This window comes from Nocardioides sp. NBC_00163, from assembly GCF_045206295.1.
GTDB lineage: Bacteria > Actinomycetota > Actinomycetes > Propionibacteriales > Nocardioidaceae > Nocardioides.
The window spans coordinates 5,866,861-5,882,940 of record NZ_CP108155.1 but is presented as its reverse complement, the minus strand read 5'-3'; the positions used below and the strand labels follow the sequence as shown (position 1 = coordinate 5,882,940).

Sequence of the window (16,080 nt, the reverse complement as noted above, 5' to 3'; positions counted from 1 at the left end):
TTGACCGACTCCACTGATGGCCTCGGGCTCCACTTCAGCGAGCCGGCAACCGATCTCCTCACGATCGCGATGAGCCGTCCGGCCACCCTCGGCCCCGGACGGCTGATCTGCGTCGACGGCCCCGCCGGCTCCGGGAAGACGACGCTCGCCACCGCCCTGGCTGAGATGACGCAGGCCCCGGTGGTCCACATGGATGACCTGTACGCCGGCTGGGACGGCCTCGCCGAGGGCATCGCCCAGCTCGAGACGATCCTGCTTCCCCTCGTCGAGGGAGCCGCCGGCTCCTACCGGCGTTATGACTGGCACGCGCGCGAGTTCGCCGAGACCGTGCTGGTCCCGCCGAGCCCGCTGCTCGTCATCGAGGGCGTCGGCAGCGGCGCCGCCGCGTACGACGGCTTCCGCACCGCCCTCGCCTGGGTCGACGCGCCCGAGGAGGAGCGCCGGCGACGCGGCATCGACCGCGACGGCGAGACCTTCGCACCCCACTGGGACGCCTGGGCGGCCGCGGAGATCGAGCACTTCGCCCGCGACCTGACCGCCGCCCGCGCCGACATCATCGTGACCATCTGAGCGGCCGTCGCTCCATCGCCCGGGGCTAACCCGACCGGTAACCGGGCCGGGCCGGCCACCTCGATAGCCTGTGTCCGTGCTGAGACCGAGTGGAGAGCAGTTCACGATCGACGGCGGGGGCTACACCGCGACGGTGACGGAGAGTGGCGGCGCGCTGCGGCTGCTGTCCTACGAGGGGCGGGACCTGATCGCCGGGTTCAGCGACGACGAGCAGTCCAGCGGGGGCAAGGGTCAGCTGCTGGCGCCGTGGCCCAACCGGATCCGCGACGGCCGCTACGAGTTCGGCGGGAAGACCTATCAGCTCGGGCTCACCGAGGTCGCGCGCAACAACGCCTCCCACGGGCTGGTGCGGTGGTCTCAGTGGCTGCCCATCGACGAGGCCAAGGACTCGATCACCCTGGCCACCCGGTTGATGGCGCAGAGCGGCTATCCGTGGACCCTCGACCTCGAGGTGACGTACGCAATCGGCCCTGACGGGCTCACCGTGACCCAGGCGGCGACCAACCACGCCGACTCCCCCGCGCCCTACGCCGCCGGCGCGCACCCCTATCTCACCGTCGGGGCCGGTCCGGTCGACGAGTGGACGCTCACCCTGCCGGCGCGGACGCGCCTGCTCTCCGACGAGCGCAAGCTGCCCACCACGAGCGAGGCGACGGTGGGGACGGCCTACGACTTCACCTCCGCCAAGCCCATCGGCGACGTCGTCCTCGACCACGCCTTCACCGATCTCGACCGGGGCGAGGACGGACGGGCGACGGTCACGATCCAGGGCCCCGACGACAGCATCGCGCTCTGGGTCGACGAGCACCACCCGTGGCTGATGGTCTACAGCGCCGACGACCAGGCGCCGGCCCGCGGCGGTCTCGCCGTCGAGCCGATGACCGCTCCCCCGGACGCGTACAACTCCGGCACCGACCTGATCACGCTTGCCCCCGACGAGCGCCTCGAGGTCACCTGGGGCATCACCGCGCTGACATGACGCTGCTGACAGTCTCCGGGCTCAGCAGGACCTACGGCGACCACGCCGTCCTCGACGGGCTCGACCTCACCCTCGCGGCCGGCCGGGCGATCGCCCTGACCGGTACGAACGGGTCGGGCAAGTCGACACTGTTGCGTTGCGTGGCCGGGGCCGACGAGCCGACCGCCGGCGAGGTGCTGCTGGACGGCAGGCCGTACGACGAACGCTCGGCGCAGATGCGCCGCGACGTCGCCGCTCTGCTCGACGACCTGGACCTCTTCCCGGACCTCGCGGTGATCGAGCATCTCGACCTGGTCGCGCACGCCCATCGGGTCGAGGATCCCGAGGGCACCGTCGACGGCGTGCTGGACGAGGTCGGCCTCAACGATCAGGCCGACCAGCTGCCCGGGTCGCTCTCCTCGGGTCAGCGTCAGCGGCTCGCGCTCGCGCTGCTCCTGGTCCGGCCCCGCCGGCTGCTGCTCCTCGACGAGCCCGAACAGCGGCTGGACGCCGAGGGCGCCATCTGGCTCGCCGACCTGCTCCGACGGGAGAAGGAGGCCGGGGTCGGCATCCTCTTCGCCAGCCACCACGCGGCTCTTGTCGAGGCGGTGGCCGACGACGTCGTACGCCTGGGCTCCTCCTTCGACGAAGCATGAGCACGGAGACACCGCCGCCGACGCCGGCTGAGATCCGCGGACTGATCCGCGAGTGGCGTCGCGGTCACGTCACCGCACCCTGGGGCGAGGTGCTTTACCAGGCCTACCTCGCTCTCCTGACGGTCCTGATCTACGGCTCGGGGCTCGTCAGCGCGGTGGTCAATGCCGGGCAGGCGGTGGAGGGATGCACCACCGGGCCCTGCGTGGGCACCCGCGCCGCCGGACCGGTCCTTCTCGTGCTGATCTGGCTGGCCCTGGGCGCCGCGGCGCTCCGGCTCCTGGGACCGCTCATGGCCTCGCCCGCGACCTCGGCGCTGGTGCTCTCCACGCCGGTGGACCGTGGCCGCTGGCTGGGACGGCAGTACGCGACGGTCCTGACCCTAGGAGCCCTTGCCGCCGCGGTCCCGGCCCTCCTCGCCGCCGTGACCGCGGGCTGGCCGCTGCTCACCGGCGGCGCGCTGGCGCTCGCCGCGGCGCTGCTGGCACCGGCGACGTACGCCGCGGGGACCGTCGCCCAGGCGCGACCGGGGTCGGCATCGCGGATGGTCGGGCCGGTGACGGCGCTCGTCGCCCTGGCCGCGGTGGCGGCCGTGGCCGCCGGCGTCACGGCCCGGCTGACCCCGCCCGCGGACGCGCGGTGGTGGCTGGTGCCGGCTGTGCTCGCGCCGGTGACCGCCGGGGCCGCAGTGCTCGCGCGCCGTCGTCTCGGTGACCTGCGCCGTCGTGACCTGACTCGCGGACACGGGCTGGCCAACGGCCTCTCCGGCGCTCTCGCCGGGATGGACACCGCCCTCGCCTACGACGTCGTACTCCAGCACACCAGCAGCCAGCGTGCCGTCGTCCGGGCACGGCGCCTGCGGGGTCCTCGCGGGCCGCTCGCGCTCGTCACCGCCGATCTCGTCCGACTGCGGCGGGCGCCGCTGCGCGTCCTGGCACCCACCGCCGCGGTGGTGCCTGCGTACGCCTTGGCGGAGGCGGGCGCGGGTGCGCTGGTCGTGCCGGTGATGGTGGTCCTCGGCTTCGGGGCGGCCATCCCGCTCGGCGCCGGGCTGCGGGTACTGTCGCGATCGAGCAGCCTCGCACGGCTGCTGGGCACCTCATCCTGGCAGCTGCGGCTCGGCGCGCTGGTGGTCCCGACAGTGCTGCTGATGGCCTACGGGCTGGGCTGTCTGTGGGCGCTGCCACACCCACTGCTGGCTCCAGCGATCGGGCTCGGCGCACTCGCCACGCTCACCCGGTGGCTCGTCGCTCCCCCGCCCGACTACGCCTCAGCGATGGTCTCCACCCCGATGGGGGCGATGCCGGTCTCGCTGTTCGGCAACGCGGTGCGCGGCTTCGACATCGCCGGGCTGGTGAGCATCCCGGCGCTGTTCGCCCCCGACGCCCTCGGCGCCACCGTCTCGATGGCGATCTCGGTCGTGACGCTCGGGGTGCTCCTTGGCCGCCGCTGAGCCGGCTCAGCGGTCACATTCCAGCAGCCCCAGGTCGAACGCCTCGGCCATCGCCGCATAGCCGGCGTCGCCGGGGTGGAGGTGGTCCCCGGAGTCGTACGCAGGCAGGAACCGCGCCGGTCGCTCGGGGTCACGCGTGGCCGCGTCGAAGTCGACGATGCCGTCGAACTCACCGGAGGTCCGGATCCACTCGTTGACCGCGACCCGCACCCGGTCGCGCGCCGGGGTGTAGCGGCTGCCGCCCTCGTACGGGGTGAGGGTGGCGCCGACGACGCACACGTCCTCGGCGTGCGCCTGCGCGACCAGGTCGCGGTAGGCCACGATCAGGTCGGAAGCCTCGTCGGCGTCGTCCCAGCGGATGTCGTTGATCCCCTCCAGCAGCACGACCGTGGAGACGCCGGGCTGGTCCAGGACGTCTCGCCGGAAACGGTCCAGCCCGCGCTGGCCACCGGTGCTGTCGACGAGCACGCGGTTGGCGGAGATGCCTTCGTTCATCATGCTGAACCGCCCGGCGAACGAGCTCGCCGCCACCCGGTCGGCCAGCACGTCAGGGTAGCGCCGGTCGGCCCCGACCGTGGACCCGTTGCCGTCGGTGATCGAGTCACCGAAGAGCACCACGGTCTTGACCCGGCGCGGCTTCTCGATGACGACGCTCTCGACCCAGTACCAGCTGGAGATCTCCGTCGTGAACGCCGCACCCGACTCCTCGCCGGCCACGTCCGCGCCGGCTGTCCCGGAGACGTAGGAGGTCTGCGTGGCCACGTCGTGCCCGGTGATCGGGCCGCTCTCGCCGACGACGTGGAAGCTCACCGCGAGGGTCGTATCGGCCGGCACCGACGCGTCGACCGGGTCGCTGAGCACCTCGGTGCCGGGGGCGACGGTGACCTGGTCGGCGCCGTCGAAGGTCAGCGGCCGGTTCGTGCCGGACACCACCGCGGCTCCGTCCGCGGCCAGACCGATGTGTGCCGAGGCGAACGTCACCGGACGGTCGCCGAACACGTTGGACAGGGTGATGCGTACGCCGGCGCCACCCAGCGAGGTGTGCACCAGGTTGCGCACCGACCGGTCCGTCAGGCCGGCGGCGCCGGTCTGACCGCCCACCTCGTCGGCCGAGGCACCCCAGGTGCCGACCGGATGCACCGGCGCGGCCTGGGCCGGCACGGTCGAGACCAGCGTGAGGACAGCCGCCAGCGCCGCGAGAGCACGAGTCCATGAGATCACAAAGACACGCTAGGACTCCGAGGGCACCGCGATCAGAGCTTCGGGCGAAGATTCCCCGAAGCGTTGTAAGTGGTTCGCCGCAGGGTCGCTGCTAGGACAGTTCTTCGGCCAGTGTGCGCAGCGTGCGTACGGCTTTTCTCGACGAGCCCCCGTCGGAGGCCTGGATGCCGAGGACGGAGATGTTGTGGCCCGAGGCCAGGTCGATGTTGGGCCAGGGGGCGCCGCGGGGGAAGTTGATCGCGAGGACCTCGGCCCACTCCAGGTCGCGGCGCTTGTAGCCGTTGACCACGGTCAGACCGTCCTCGCGGGCGACGACCCGCGAACGGGTCACCGCATGGACGCAGGTCAGGATCAGCAGGCCCACGAAGCCGAAGGTGAGCCGTTCGAACATGGTCACCTGCGCCTTGATCTCGGGTGTGAACCCGACCCAGACCATCGTGCACATGATCGCCAGGGCGGCCACGAGGAACCAGCCCATGACGCGCGCCCCGAGCGGGCGCCAGGTGTGCGGCAGCTTCACCGGCAGGTCAGATCCGGCAGGCATTGATCTCCGTCAGCAGGATCGCGCGGGCACCCACGGCGTACAGGTCGTCCATCAGCTTCTGCGAACCGGCCCGCGGCACCATCGCACGGACGGCGACCCAGCCCTCGCGGTGCAGCGGGCTGACCGTCGGCCCCTCGAGACCCGGCGTCATCGCGGAGGCCTCGGTGAGGTCCTCGGCGCGGATGTCGTAGTCCATCATCACGTAGCTGCGCGCGATCAGGACGCCGTCCAGACGGCGCTTGAACGTCTCGTACGCCTCCGGCAGCTGCGCCCCGGATCGGGTGATCACCACGGCCTCGGAGCGCATGATCGGCTCGCCGAAGATCTCCAGGCCGGCCTGTCGCATCGTGGAACCGGTCTCGACCACGTCGGCGATCGCGTCGGCGACGCCGAGCTGGATCGAGGTCTCGACGGCGCCGTCGAGACGGGTGACGCTCGCGTCGATCCCCTCGCGCTCCAGGAAGGCCGAGACGACCCCGACGTAGGAGGTCGCGATCCGCTTGCCGCGCAGCTCCTCGATCGAGGTGAACGCGCCGGCGCGGCCGGCGAAGTGGAACCGGCTGCGGCCGAAGCCGAGCCCGATGACCTCGTCGGCCTTGGCGCCGGAGTCGAGGAGCAGGTCGCGGCCGGTGATGCCGATGTCGAGGGTGCCCTCGCCGACGTAGAGCGCGATGTCGCGCGGGCGGAGGTAGAAGAACTCGACGCCGTTCTCCTCGTCGATGAGGGTCAGGCGCTTGGAGTCCTCGCGCTGGCGGTAGCCCGCCTCGCGCAGCAGCTCGGAGGCGGAGCTGGACAGAGAGCCCTTGTTAGGGACGGCGATCCGGAGAGGCTTGTCATCGGTTGTCATGAGGGTTCCCCTACAGGTGTGAGTAGACGTCGTCGATCGAGATTCCGCTGGCGAGCATGAGCACCTGGGCGTGGTAGAGCAGCTGGGAGATCTCCTCCGCGGTCGCTTCCTTGCCCTCGTACTCGGCCGCCATCCAGGACTCGGCGGCCTCCTCGACCAGCTTCTTCCCGATCGCATGGACCCCGGCGTCGAGCTGTGCCACGGTGCCGGATCCTTCAGGTCGGGTCCGGGCCTTCTCACTCAGCTCGGCCCAGAGCTCGTCGAACGTCTTCACGAGCGTCAAGCCTAGGCCGTACGCGACCCGGCCCCCGAATCGTCTCACCGAATCGATAGCAGTCCTGCTATAGACGGTCATAGCAGACCTGCGATATCTTCGATCTCATGAGCACCGACGACGAGGACACCGCGTTCTACGTCGGGATCGCCGCGCAGGTCACCGAGCACCGGGTCGCGCGGGGCCTGTCCCAGCGCGAGCTCGCCGAGCTCTGCGGCACGACGCAGTCGGCGATCGCTCGACTGGAGTCCGGGTCCCGTCCACCCAAGATCGACACCCTTCTCCGGGTGGCAGCCGCCCTCGACTGCCGCCTCGAGGTCGGCTTCCACGCCCGCACCCGAGCCCACAGGAGCACGCCATGAAGACCCCGATTGCCGCCGATGAGGTCGAGTCGACCCGCAGCGAGCGGTTCCTGGCGGTCGCACTGACCGCCTTCCTGCTCGTCGGCACCGTCTGGTTCTACGTCAAGGTCGCCGGCTGGTGGCCGCTCTACATGGACTGGGACCAGTGCAACAACGGCCAGACGGCGTGTGAGATCCCCGGTCACGAGGCGATGCAGATCGGCATCCGCCTCGGCTTCATCATCCTGCTCTGCCTGGTCGGATTCTGGGTCCTCTACCGGCTTCGCCGCAGCGGCTCCCGCTTCCTGCCTCTCGGCTTCGCGCTCGCCGCGACCGGGGTGATCATGGCCCTGGTCTTCGCCTTCCACTACACCTTCGAGTACGCCGACTTCGGCCCGCTCATCCTGTCGCTGTTCGGTGCCGCGGCCACCGTCGGCGTCTTCGTCGCCGTCCAGCGCCTGCTGGCCAAGCGGATCCCAGCCATGCGCGTACGCAAGGGCGACTGCCCCTACTGCGGCTACCCGGTCCGCGGCAAGCACTGCGAGGGCTGCGGCCGCGAGACCATCGCCCCGTGCGCGACCTGCGAGGCAGATCGCCGGGTCGGCTCGCTCCACTGCGTGGCCTGCGGCGCCGACTGACCCTCCACCTCAGGTTGAGGGCTAGACCGGACGCACCGTCGCGCGGTGCAGCTTCATACTGTGCTCTTTCATGAGGGCGACGTAGCCTGGCGCGTTGAGCTCGAGGATCGCCGCAGGGTTGGTGCCGGGCTCGATCGTGCCGCGGATCTTCGCCGGCACGCCCATCACCAGGCTGCGGTCGGGCACCTCGGTCCCCTCGACCACCATCGCGCCGGCCGCGATCAGGCAGCCGTCGCCGATGACCACGGCGTCGGAGACCACTGCCCCGTTGCCGATCAGCGACCCGGTCCCGATCCGGTCGCCGTGCACCACGCAGCCGTGCGCGACCGTGCTGTGCGGGCCCATCTCGAGGGAGGAGCCAGGGCGTACGTGCAGCACCGAGTTGTCCTGCACGTTGGAGCCCTCACCGATGATGATCGGCCCGACGTCGGCGCGTAGCACCGCGCCGTACCAGACACTGGCGTTCGGCCCGAGGCGAACGTCACCGATCAGCGTCGCTGTCGGCGCCACCCAGGCGTCGGGATGGATCTGCGGACTCTTGCCGTCGAACTCGAAGATGTTCATCGACGCAGATACTAGGCATGCGCGCCGTCGGGGCTGACGTGGAGGACCACGCTGGTCAGGCGCGGCAGCGCCTCCAGGAGATGCTCCTCGGCGTGGTGGGCGATGTCGTGGCCGGCGGAGACGGGTAGCTCGGCTGACACGGTGATGTCGCCGTCGGCGTGGAGGGTGTGGCCGATCCATCGCAGCCTCAGGCTGCGGACCTCGAGCACCCCGTCGACCGTGCCGACCGCCTCCCTCGCCCTGCGTACGTCATCAGGGGTGACCGCGTCCATCAGCCGGGCGCCGACCTGCTTGAGCGCCGAGCGCAGCACGCCGAGGATCGCGATGGCGATGAGCAGCCCGATCACCGGGTCTGCCCACGGCATCCCGACCGCGACCCCGGCAGCACCGAACACCACGGCCAGCGAGGTGAAGCCGTCCGTACGCGCGTGGAGCCCGTCCGCGACCAGAGCGGCCGAGCCGATCTGACGGCCCACGCGGATCCGATAGCGCGCGACGATCTCGTTGCCCAGGAACCCGACCACCCCCGCCGCCGCGACCGCCCAGACGTGCTCGACCTCGCGCGGATGGAAGAGTCGGTCGATGGCCTCCCAGCCCGCCAGGATGCTGGAGAGGGCGATCATGGCGACGACGAAGAGACCGGCGAGGTCCTCCGCCCGGCCGTACCCATAGGTGAACCGGTCGTTGGCCGGACGCCGGGCGAGCCAGAACGCCACCAGCAACGGCACCGCCGTCAGCGCGTCGGCGACATTGTGGAGCGTGTCCCCCAGCAGAGCCACCGACCCGGTCAGGCTCACGACCACCGCCTGCAGTCCCGCCGTCAGCGCGAGGACGCCGAGGCTGACCCACAGCGCCCGCCGGCCACGTACGTCAGCCTCCAGCGCCTCGTCGACCTGATCCGCCGCGTCGTGGGAGTGAGCCCCGAAGACGTCCGAGACCGCATGCTTGAGCCGCGACCACCGCCCATCGTGCGCATGGCTGTGGTCGTGTGGGTGATCGTGCAACGTATGGGTCATGCCGACTCCTCCCCCGACCGGTGGTGCGCCGGAACCTGGTCCAGGAGATGCTCCACGTGGCCGATCGTGTCGAGGACCAGCTGGCGCACATGCCCGTTCTCGACGCGGTAGAGCACCGAGGTCCCCTCCTTCCGGGTCGTCACCAGCCGAGCCATCCGCATCTTCGCCAGATGCTGCGAGACCCCCGGCACCGGCTTGTCCAGCATCGACGCAAGCTCGGAGACCGACCGCTCCTCGTCCAGCAACAGCCCCGCCATCTGGAGGCGCGTCGGGTCGGCCAGCATCCGCAGCACCTCGACGGCAAGAGTGACCACGTCGTCGTCCCACACCGGAGGTTGCGTATTTGCATGCATGCGCAAATTGTAGCGCAATGCCAGGTTCGAATGCCGGCGGCCGTCCGCACAACGCCGAGTCGGCGCATCTGCCGCAAACCACACCACGGAGTCGGCGTATGCCTGGGTGTTGTGACTCGTTTTCATCGGTCGGTCTATGTGCGTCTGGTGAAGCGGATGTCGCCGCTGGGGAGGCGTTCGTGGAGGTACGCGGTGTCGTGGGCGCGGTGGTGGTGATGGGAGCAGAGAAGGGCGGCGTTGTCGAGGTCGGTCGCGCCGCCTTGGGCCCAGGCGATCCAGTGGTGGGCCTCGGCCCAGGTGCCGGGGATGTCGCAGCCCTCGGCCTCGCAGGTCGCTGATCTGAGGAGGAGGGCGCGGCGTTGGGCGGCGGTGAAGAAGCGTTCCTTGCGCCCGAAGTCCAGGAGCTCCGAGGCACCCCCGAGGACCGCGGGGATGATGCCTGCGGTGCAGGCCAGGCGCCGGGCCTCGGCCGCGGTGATCGGGCTGCCGCCGAGGATCTGGGCGATGCCGGCTTCCTTGCGGAGCTGGTCGATATCGATCGTCACGATCACCGTGGTCGCGTCCCCGCCATGGATTGGGAGCCGGGCCGGGTCGAGGGTCTCCAGCAGTTGGCACAACGCCCGCCCCAGCCGCCGGTCATAGGGCAGGTACTCACCGGTCTCGCTACGGGTGCCGTCATCGCGCCGGGGTGAGGCGAACGCTTCCAGGTTGGTCGCAAGTCGGTCCGCGGCCGCATCCGGGACCACAGCGGAGATGCGGGTGGTGCCGTCCCCGAGACGTCGCATCGCCAGGCGGGTCTTCTTACGGGCGTGGGCCTCCTCCGCGGCGAGCCGTCGGGCTTCCTCGGCCTCGGCGATCTCAGGCGCGATGACATCGAGGATCCGACGCCCGAGGCGGCGGAGCTGGGTGGGATCGAACCGGGTCGCGTAAGCGACCAAGGCCTCCTCTGCCTTGGTCTTGATCTCGGGGTCGAGGTCGGCGGGCAGATCGTCGAGGGCATTCACGATCACCTGGGCTTGGGCCGGGTTGCAGGCACCGGCGCGCATCGCGGCCGCGACCTGGTGATACGTCCGATCGAGCGCCTCGGCGAGGCGGAGGTCGGCGCGCAGGGTCTCGGGGCGCTGGTGGGTGTGGTGATGCAACCACGCCGCCACATCCCGCGCCCCGGACTCGGCGGCGACGTCGTCAGCGGCGGCGAGCACGCGCAGCTCGAGCTCAGCCAGCTGGGCCTTGGACCGGGCGATCTCGATCAGGGTGGTGGCCTTCTGGTCGGTGGCCATGAACGAGGGGTTCGCCTCAGCAACCTGCTCGAGGGAGGCGGTGATCGCGACCACGGCCCCGAGCACGGGGTGTTGTGGCTGTTGCAGCGTGGTCATCACGGTCACCTCCCGACGTACGAACTCAAAGGGTCTGCACACACGCAGATCCATCTTGGTTCGCTGGTCTCGGAGGCCCGGAGTACGGGCTATTACTTACCCTCGCAGCTCAGCGTTCACGCCCCTGGTTCCCCTGGATTACCCCACACCCGTTGTCTCCCGGATGAATAGGGCACGCCTCTTTCGAGGTGATCGGCCTTCACGTTTACGCCTGTGCCGAGCCTACCACACAATGCAAAACAACCGAACCCGATCAGGGACAGATATCCCAACAAAAGCCAGACCGCTGCTGGAAGCCCGCAAGACAGCCAAATGGCACCCAGCCAGGCACCCTGGTTCTAAATCTCCCAACCCAAACACAGTATTGGCCCCACCCACGCTGGAACTCAGCACAAGGCGCCCGCAGTCGAAGCCCGCTACCCTCGATGACCGATGACCATGACCGAGATCGGCGCAGCCTACGACGGCCGCGCAGCCGAGTACATCGACCTGTTCGGAACGATCGACCAGCTCGCCGAGCGCGACCGCGAGACGATCACTACCTGGCGAGACACCACGTCCGGCCGCCTATTGGATGCCGGCTGCGGCCCCGGCCTCTGGAGCCAGGAGCTGACCACAAGCGGCGTACGCGAGGTGGTCGGCGTGGATGCCTCGGCCGAGTTCGTCGCCGCCGCACGAGCGCGGTATCCAGAGGTCAGCTTCGAGCGAGCGGACCTGGCCGCGCTCCCGCTGGAGGCCAGGTCGATCGGCGGCATCCTGGCGTGGTGCTCGATCATCCACACCCCGCCCGCCGACCTCCCCGCGATCTTCGACGAGTTCGCCCGCGTGCTCACACCCGGCGGGTCGGTGCTGATCGGGTTCTTCGACGGCGAGCCAGGCGAGGCGTTCGACCACGCGGTGCACACGGCCTACTTCTGGTCCGCCGAGGCGCTCGGAGACCTGCTGGAACCGAACGGCTTCATCGTCGAGCAGACGTCAGCCCGGAAGGACCCGGGTGCGCGTCGCCGGCAAGGCGATCTGGTCGCGAGACTCGTCGCCTGACTTCCGGTCAGCTTGACCCTCACGCAACGTGAGGCTGAACGATTCCCTGCATGAGCGACTACTACGACGCATTCGAGGTCAGCCCCGTGCCACTGCCGGGACCCGACGCGGTGGCCCCGGAGCCGTTCCGCGGGATCTATGGCATGCCTCAGTTCCTGACTGTTCCGTGCGCCGCTGGATGTTCCAGGACGTGCTGCTCGTCCCCGCCGGGCCCGGGCTCGCTGAGCCGACAGCACCGCCGGCCACGAGCGTCAGCTTCTCCTGCGTACTGAGCTCGTACGCCGGCGGGATACTGCCTCTATACCGACGCCGACCTGCAGCGGCTGAGCCGGGCGATGACCACGCTCGAGCAGGATCTCGGTGCCGCGATCGACATGGACGTACCGCCCGGAAGCCCCGAGGCCAACGAGCTCGCCGAGCGTCACCGTGAGGTCTTCGGCAACTTCTTCCCGATCACACACCAGATGCAGGTCTGCAGGTCTGCCTCGGACGGATGTTCGAGGCAGACCCGGGCTTCGCGGCCCACTTCGACGGCATCCGCGACGGTCTGGCGAGCCACCTGGCGGGGACGGCGTCTCAGTAGTGGCGTACGCAGTCGCGCAGGGCGAGCGCGGTCTCCATGGCCGCCGCCGCGGCCTCGTACCCCTTGTCCTCGCTGGACCCCTCGAGCCCGGCCCGGTCGAGCGCCTGCTCCTCGTTGTCGCAGGTCAGCAGGCCGAAGCCGACTGGGATGAGGTGGTCGATCGCGATCCGGTTCAGACCATCGGTGGCAGCCGAGCAGACGTAGTCGAAGTGCGGGGTGCCGCCGCGGATCACAACGCCCAGCGCGACGATGGCGTCGTAGCCCGACTTGGCGAGCGCGGCCGCGGCGACCGGGAGCTCGAAGGCGCCCGGGACCCGGACGACCGTCAGGCCGCCGACGGCGGCGTCCTTCAGCGCCCGCTCGGCGCCGTTCAGCAGGCCGGCCATCACCTCGTCGTGCCAGCGCGCCGCCACCACGGCGACCCTCAGGTCGCTCGCGTCGACGACCTCGGGGGTCGGGGCTCCCTTGCCACTCATCGATTCTCCTCAGACAGATCGGGCAGCGCGTGACCCATCCGGTCACGCTTGGTCAGCAGGTAGGCGAGGTTGTGCTCGTTGGGTCGCGGGGTGAGCGGGACCCGCTCGGCGACCTCGACACCGTACGCCTCCAGGTGACGCACCTTCTCGGGGTTGTTGGTCATCAGGCGTACCGAGTCGACCTTGAGGTCGCGCAGGATCTGCGAGGCGGCGCCGTAGTGTCGTGCGTCGGCGGGCAGGCCGAGATCAAGGTTGGCGTCGACGGTGTCGCGACCGCCGTCCTGCAGCTGGTAGGCCTGCAGCTTGGCAAGCAGCCCGATCCCGCGGCCCTCGTGTCCGCGCAGGTAGACAACCACACCGCAGCCCTCCGCCGCGATCCGCGAGAGGGCCTCCCGCAGCTGCGGCCCGCAGTCGCAGCGCCGCGACCCGAACACATCGCCGGTCAGGCACTCCGAGTGCACTCGCGCGAGCACCGGATCGCATCCGGCGGTGTCTCCGTAGACCAGCGCGACGTGCTCGACCCCGTCGTCGATGGTGCGATACCCGTACGCGGTGAAGTCCCCGAACTCGGTGGGCAGCCGGGTCACCGCGTGACGCTCGACCAGCACCTCCGTACGCCGCCGGTAGGTGACCAGGTCGGCGATCGAGATCATCGCGAGACCGTGCTCGTCGGCGAACTCCCGCAGCTGCGGGGCGCGCTGCATGGTGCCGTCGTCGTTGACGAGCTCGACCAGCGCACCGGCGGGCTCCAGACCGGCCAGCCGGGTCAGGTCGACCGCGGCCTCGGTGTGGCCGACCCGGACCAGCACTCCCCCGTCGCGTGCCCGCAGCGGGAAGACGTGTCCGGGCCGGGTCAGGTCCCCGGCCACCGACGACGGACCGGCGAGCAGCCGAGTCGTGAGCGCCCGGTCGGCGGCCGAGATGCCGGTCGAGACGCCCTCGCGGGCGTCCACCGAGACCGCGTACGCCGTCTGCTTGCGGTCCTCGTTGACACGAGTCATCGGCGGCAGGTCGAGAGCGTCGAGCCGCTCCCCCGGCAGCGCCACGCAGATCACGCCGGAGGACCAGCGGATCGCGAACGCCATCACCTCCGGGGTCGCCAGCTCGGCGGAGAAGATCAGGTCTCCCTCGTTCTCCCGGTCCTCGTCGTCGACGACCACGACCGGCTTGCCGGCCGCCAGGTCGGCGATCGCGTTCTCGACCGGGTCCAGCCGGACCCCGACGTACTGCTCGGTGCTGTTCTCGATACTGCTGTGCTCGATCTTCACGGCCGAACCCCTCCCAGAAGCTTCTCGACGTGCTTGGCGATGATGTCGGTCTCGAGGTTGACCTCGTCGCCGACGGCCCGGAACCCCAGGGATGTGCGCGCCAGGGTCTCCGGGATGAGGCTCACCGTGAAGGCGTCATCGCTCACGGAGACGACGGTGAGGCTGATCCCGTCGACCGCGATCGAGCCCTTCTCGACGACATAGCGAGCCAACTCAGGGTCGAGGGAGATCGTGACGACCTCCCAGTGCTCGCTGGGCTCACGCGACACGACGCGCCCGACGCCGTCGACGTGCCCTTGCACGATGTGGCCACCGAGCCGGGTGCTCGGGGTGACCGCGCGCTCCAGGTTGACCTGGTCACCGACCGAGAGCGCGTGCAGGCTGGTGCGCTTGAGCGTCTCCAGCATGACGTCGGCGGTCCACTCGTTCTCCCCGAGCGTGGCGACCGTCAGGCAGCAGCCGTTGACCGCGATGGAGGCTCCCAATTCGGCGTCCGACAGCACGGTGGCGGCGGAGATGGTCAGGCGTACGGCGTCGCCCTGGTCCTCGATCCCGGCGACGGTGCCGAGCTCCTCAACAATCCCGGTGAACATCACTGCTCCCCTTTCTGTGGTTCCAAGATGAGTCGTACGTTCGGCTCGTCGCCCACGGCGGCGGGAGCGAGCACATCGACTGAGCGCACCCGCGGCCGGAAGGCGTCGGAGATGGTCGTGATCCCGAGGTCGGCGACGGCCGAGCGACCGGCGCCTAGCAGGAACGGGGCGACGTAGACGACGATCTCGTCGACGAGGCCGGCGTCCAGGAAGGCCGCGGCCAGCGTCGGCCCACCCTCGAGAAAAACATGGCGGCGCTCGCGCTCCCACAAGGCGGTCAACGCCTCGTGCGGATCGCGCGTGCGGAGGTGGAGGGACGGCGCCTGCGCGTCGAAGATCCGGCGGTCCTCAGGAAGGTCGCGCTCCCCCATGACGACCCGGAGAGGCTGTACGCCGACCGGCCGGTCCTCCAGGTCACGGACCGTCAGCGCGGGGTCGTCGACCGCGACCGTGTTGGTCCCGACCAGCATCGTGTCGCTCAGCGCCCGCAGCTTGTGGGTGTCGAGCCGCGCGGCGCGCGAGGAGACCCAGCGCGAGGTGCCGTCGGCGGCGGCGCTGCGTCCGTCGAGGGTGGTGGCGAACTTCCAGGTGACGTAGGGGCGCTGCAGCTCGGCCGCCCGGGTCCAGACCCGGTTGAGCTCACGGGACTCCGCTGCGTACAGGCCCTGCTCGACCTCGATGCCCGCCTGCTTCAGTGTGGCGGCACCGCCGGCGGCGACCGGGTTGGGGTCGGACTGGGCGTAGACGACGCGGGCGACGCCGGCCTCGATCAGCGCCTGCGAGCACGGGCCGGTGCGGCCGGTGTGATTGCACGGCTCGAGCGTCACGACTGCGGTCGCTCCCCGAGCAGCATCCCCGGCCTTCGTCAGCGCATCGACCTCGGCGTGCGGCGTGCCGGGCCCGCGGTGGTAGCCCTCGGCGATCATCGACCCGTCAGGCGCCAGGAGTACGCAGCCCACCCGCGGGTTCGGATAGATGGCAGGTCCCGGGGCACCGATCGCAGCGGCCAGCTCCAGGGCGCGACGCATCGCTCCCGGCTCCGGGTCACGCTGGTCCAAGCACTTCATCTGATCCCCTCTGGTCCGTCTCACGGACTCCGGGGTCAGGCCGAGACATCGCGCCGCGCCCTGAAGGTCTGGGGCGGTCACGACGAATCGGGCTGCGTGCGTCTTCCCATCCGGACTTTAACCGTCGGTCCAAGATTCTCACTTGGTCAACCGATGACTGGCTGTCATCGGGTCGCGGACTTCTGGACCTGGATCCAGTCACCGCCGGCTCGGAATTTCACCGACCCCAGAGCACGCGAGCAC

General features: G+C 70.2%; 19 protein-coding genes, 1 pseudogene and 1 riboswitch. Of the genes and pseudogenes, 8 read left to right on the top strand and 12 right to left on the bottom strand.

Annotated elements, in window-relative coordinates:
* The 4 genes from OG801_RS28095 to OG801_RS28080 all read left to right on the top strand — a co-directional run bounded on the left by OG801_RS28095 (nucleotide 1) and on the right by OG801_RS28080 (nucleotide 3,635).
* On the top strand, nucleotides 1–570 hold the full coding sequence (locus OG801_RS28095; RefSeq protein ID WP_406032431.1) for a 4-amino-4-deoxy-L-arabinose transferase: 570 nt from the start codon (nucleotides 1–3) through the stop codon (nucleotides 568–570).
* A 76-nt stretch (nucleotides 571–646) separates the two neighbouring features.
* Entirely contained in the window at nucleotides 647–1,549 is a 903-nt protein-coding gene (locus OG801_RS28090) for an aldose 1-epimerase family protein (RefSeq protein WP_406032429.1), read from the top strand.
* Complete coding sequence (ccmA, locus tag OG801_RS28085) at nucleotides 1,546–2,184, top strand: heme ABC exporter ATP-binding protein CcmA (protein WP_406032427.1); 639 nt, start codon at nucleotides 1,546–1,548, stop codon at nucleotides 2,182–2,184. Before OG801_RS28090 ends, ccmA begins: the two co-directional genes overlap by 4 nt.
* Nucleotides 2,181–3,635 carry a DUF6297 family protein gene (locus tag OG801_RS28080; RefSeq protein ID WP_406032425.1) on the top strand — a complete coding sequence of 485 codons (1,455 nt, stop codon included), beginning with the start codon at nucleotides 2,181–2,183 and terminating at the stop codon, nucleotides 3,633–3,635. The genes ccmA and OG801_RS28080 overlap by 4 nt, the downstream gene beginning before the upstream one ends.
* Nucleotides 3,636–3,641: 6 nt before the next feature.
* Here OG801_RS28080 and OG801_RS28075 read toward each other — a convergent pair whose 3' ends face one another.
* The 4 genes from OG801_RS28075 to OG801_RS28060 form a co-directional block, all read right to left on the bottom strand.
* A complete protein-coding gene (locus OG801_RS28075; RefSeq protein WP_406032423.1) occupies nucleotides 3,642–4,856 on the bottom strand; it encodes an SGNH/GDSL hydrolase family protein in 1,215 nt (404 codons plus the stop codon).
* A 91-nt stretch (nucleotides 4,857–4,947) separates the two neighbouring features.
* Complete coding sequence (locus tag OG801_RS28070; RefSeq protein WP_406032421.1) at nucleotides 4,948–5,400, bottom strand: PH domain-containing protein; 453 nt, start codon at nucleotides 5,398–5,400, stop codon at nucleotides 4,948–4,950.
* Nucleotides 5,384–6,247, bottom strand: a complete 864-nt coding sequence (hisG, locus tag OG801_RS28065) for an ATP phosphoribosyltransferase (protein ID WP_406032419.1) — start codon at nucleotides 6,245–6,247, stop codon at nucleotides 5,384–5,386. Before hisG ends, OG801_RS28070 begins: the two co-directional genes overlap by 17 nt.
* A 10-nt stretch (nucleotides 6,248–6,257) precedes the next feature.
* Entirely contained in the window at nucleotides 6,258–6,521 is a 264-nt protein-coding gene (locus tag OG801_RS28060; protein ID WP_008359350.1) for a phosphoribosyl-ATP diphosphatase, read from the bottom strand.
* A 107-nt stretch (nucleotides 6,522–6,628) separates the two neighbouring features.
* Between OG801_RS28060 and OG801_RS28055 the strand changes: the two genes are divergently transcribed.
* Both OG801_RS28055 and OG801_RS28050 read left to right on the top strand, forming a co-directional pair.
* Entirely contained in the window at nucleotides 6,629–6,883 is a 255-nt protein-coding gene (locus tag OG801_RS28055; RefSeq protein ID WP_355017193.1) for a helix-turn-helix transcriptional regulator, read from the top strand.
* Complete coding sequence (locus OG801_RS28050; RefSeq protein ID WP_406032417.1) at nucleotides 6,880–7,500, top strand: hypothetical protein; 621 nt, start codon at nucleotides 6,880–6,882, stop codon at nucleotides 7,498–7,500. The genes OG801_RS28055 and OG801_RS28050 overlap by 4 nt, the downstream gene beginning before the upstream one ends.
* A 21-nt stretch (nucleotides 7,501–7,521) precedes the next feature.
* On the opposite strand, the gene OG801_RS28045 is transcribed toward OG801_RS28050, so the two are convergent.
* From OG801_RS28045 to OG801_RS28030, 4 genes are all read right to left on the bottom strand, one after another.
* Nucleotides 7,522–8,064 carry a gamma carbonic anhydrase family protein gene (locus OG801_RS28045; RefSeq protein WP_406032415.1) on the bottom strand — a complete coding sequence of 181 codons (543 nt, stop codon included), beginning with the start codon at nucleotides 8,062–8,064 and terminating at the stop codon, nucleotides 7,522–7,524.
* A gap of 11 nt (nucleotides 8,065–8,075) precedes the next feature.
* The gene (locus OG801_RS28040) at nucleotides 8,076–9,080 is read right to left on the bottom strand and encodes a cation diffusion facilitator family transporter (protein WP_406032413.1); all 1,005 of its coding nucleotides are present in this window, start codon (nucleotides 9,078–9,080) and stop codon (nucleotides 8,076–8,078) included.
* Nucleotides 9,077–9,433, bottom strand: a complete 357-nt coding sequence (locus OG801_RS28035; RefSeq protein WP_406032411.1) for an ArsR/SmtB family transcription factor — start codon at nucleotides 9,431–9,433, stop codon at nucleotides 9,077–9,079. Before OG801_RS28035 ends, OG801_RS28040 begins: the two co-directional genes overlap by 4 nt.
* 134 nt (nucleotides 9,434–9,567) lie before the next feature.
* Nucleotides 9,568–10,809 carry a DUF222 domain-containing protein gene (locus OG801_RS28030; protein WP_406032409.1) on the bottom strand — a complete coding sequence of 414 codons (1,242 nt, stop codon included), beginning with the start codon at nucleotides 10,807–10,809 and terminating at the stop codon, nucleotides 9,568–9,570.
* A gap of 432 nt (nucleotides 10,810–11,241) precedes the next feature.
* Between OG801_RS28030 and OG801_RS28025 the strand changes: the two genes are divergently transcribed.
* Complete coding sequence (locus tag OG801_RS28025; RefSeq protein WP_355017187.1) at nucleotides 11,242–11,850, top strand: class I SAM-dependent methyltransferase; 609 nt, start codon at nucleotides 11,242–11,244, stop codon at nucleotides 11,848–11,850.
* Nucleotides 11,851–12,185: 335 nt separating this feature from the next.
* Nucleotides 12,186–12,266, top strand: a pseudogene (locus tag OG801_RS28020) (hypothetical protein); the annotation flags it as partial.
* Between the two features lie 160 nt (nucleotides 12,267–12,426).
* Here the strand turns inward: OG801_RS28020 and ribH are convergent.
* Genes ribH through ribD form a run of 4 tightly spaced genes read right to left on the bottom strand, consistent with a single transcriptional unit; the run spans nucleotide 12,427 to nucleotide 15,828 of the window.
* On the bottom strand, nucleotides 12,427–12,909 hold the full coding sequence (ribH, locus tag OG801_RS28015; protein ID WP_350657968.1) for a 6,7-dimethyl-8-ribityllumazine synthase: 483 nt from the start codon (nucleotides 12,907–12,909) through the stop codon (nucleotides 12,427–12,429).
* A complete protein-coding gene (locus tag OG801_RS28010; RefSeq protein ID WP_406032407.1) occupies nucleotides 12,906–14,177 on the bottom strand; it encodes a bifunctional 3,4-dihydroxy-2-butanone-4-phosphate synthase/GTP cyclohydrolase II in 1,272 nt (423 codons plus the stop codon). Before OG801_RS28010 ends, ribH begins: the two co-directional genes overlap by 4 nt.
* Nucleotides 14,174–14,770: a riboflavin synthase gene (locus OG801_RS28005; RefSeq protein WP_355017185.1), complete on the bottom strand. Its 597-nt coding sequence runs from the start codon at nucleotides 14,768–14,770 to the stop codon at nucleotides 14,174–14,176. The genes OG801_RS28010 and OG801_RS28005 overlap by 4 nt, the downstream gene beginning before the upstream one ends.
* A complete protein-coding gene (gene ribD, locus OG801_RS28000) occupies nucleotides 14,770–15,828 on the bottom strand; it encodes a bifunctional diaminohydroxyphosphoribosylaminopyrimidine deaminase/5-amino-6-(5-phosphoribosylamino)uracil reductase RibD (RefSeq protein WP_406036314.1) in 1,059 nt (352 codons plus the stop codon). Before ribD ends, OG801_RS28005 begins: the two co-directional genes overlap by 1 nt.
* Nucleotides 15,829–15,929: 101 nt before the next feature.
* Nucleotides 15,930–16,076, bottom strand: a riboswitch (FMN riboswitch).
* Between the last annotated feature and the right edge of the window lie 4 nt (nucleotides 16,077–16,080).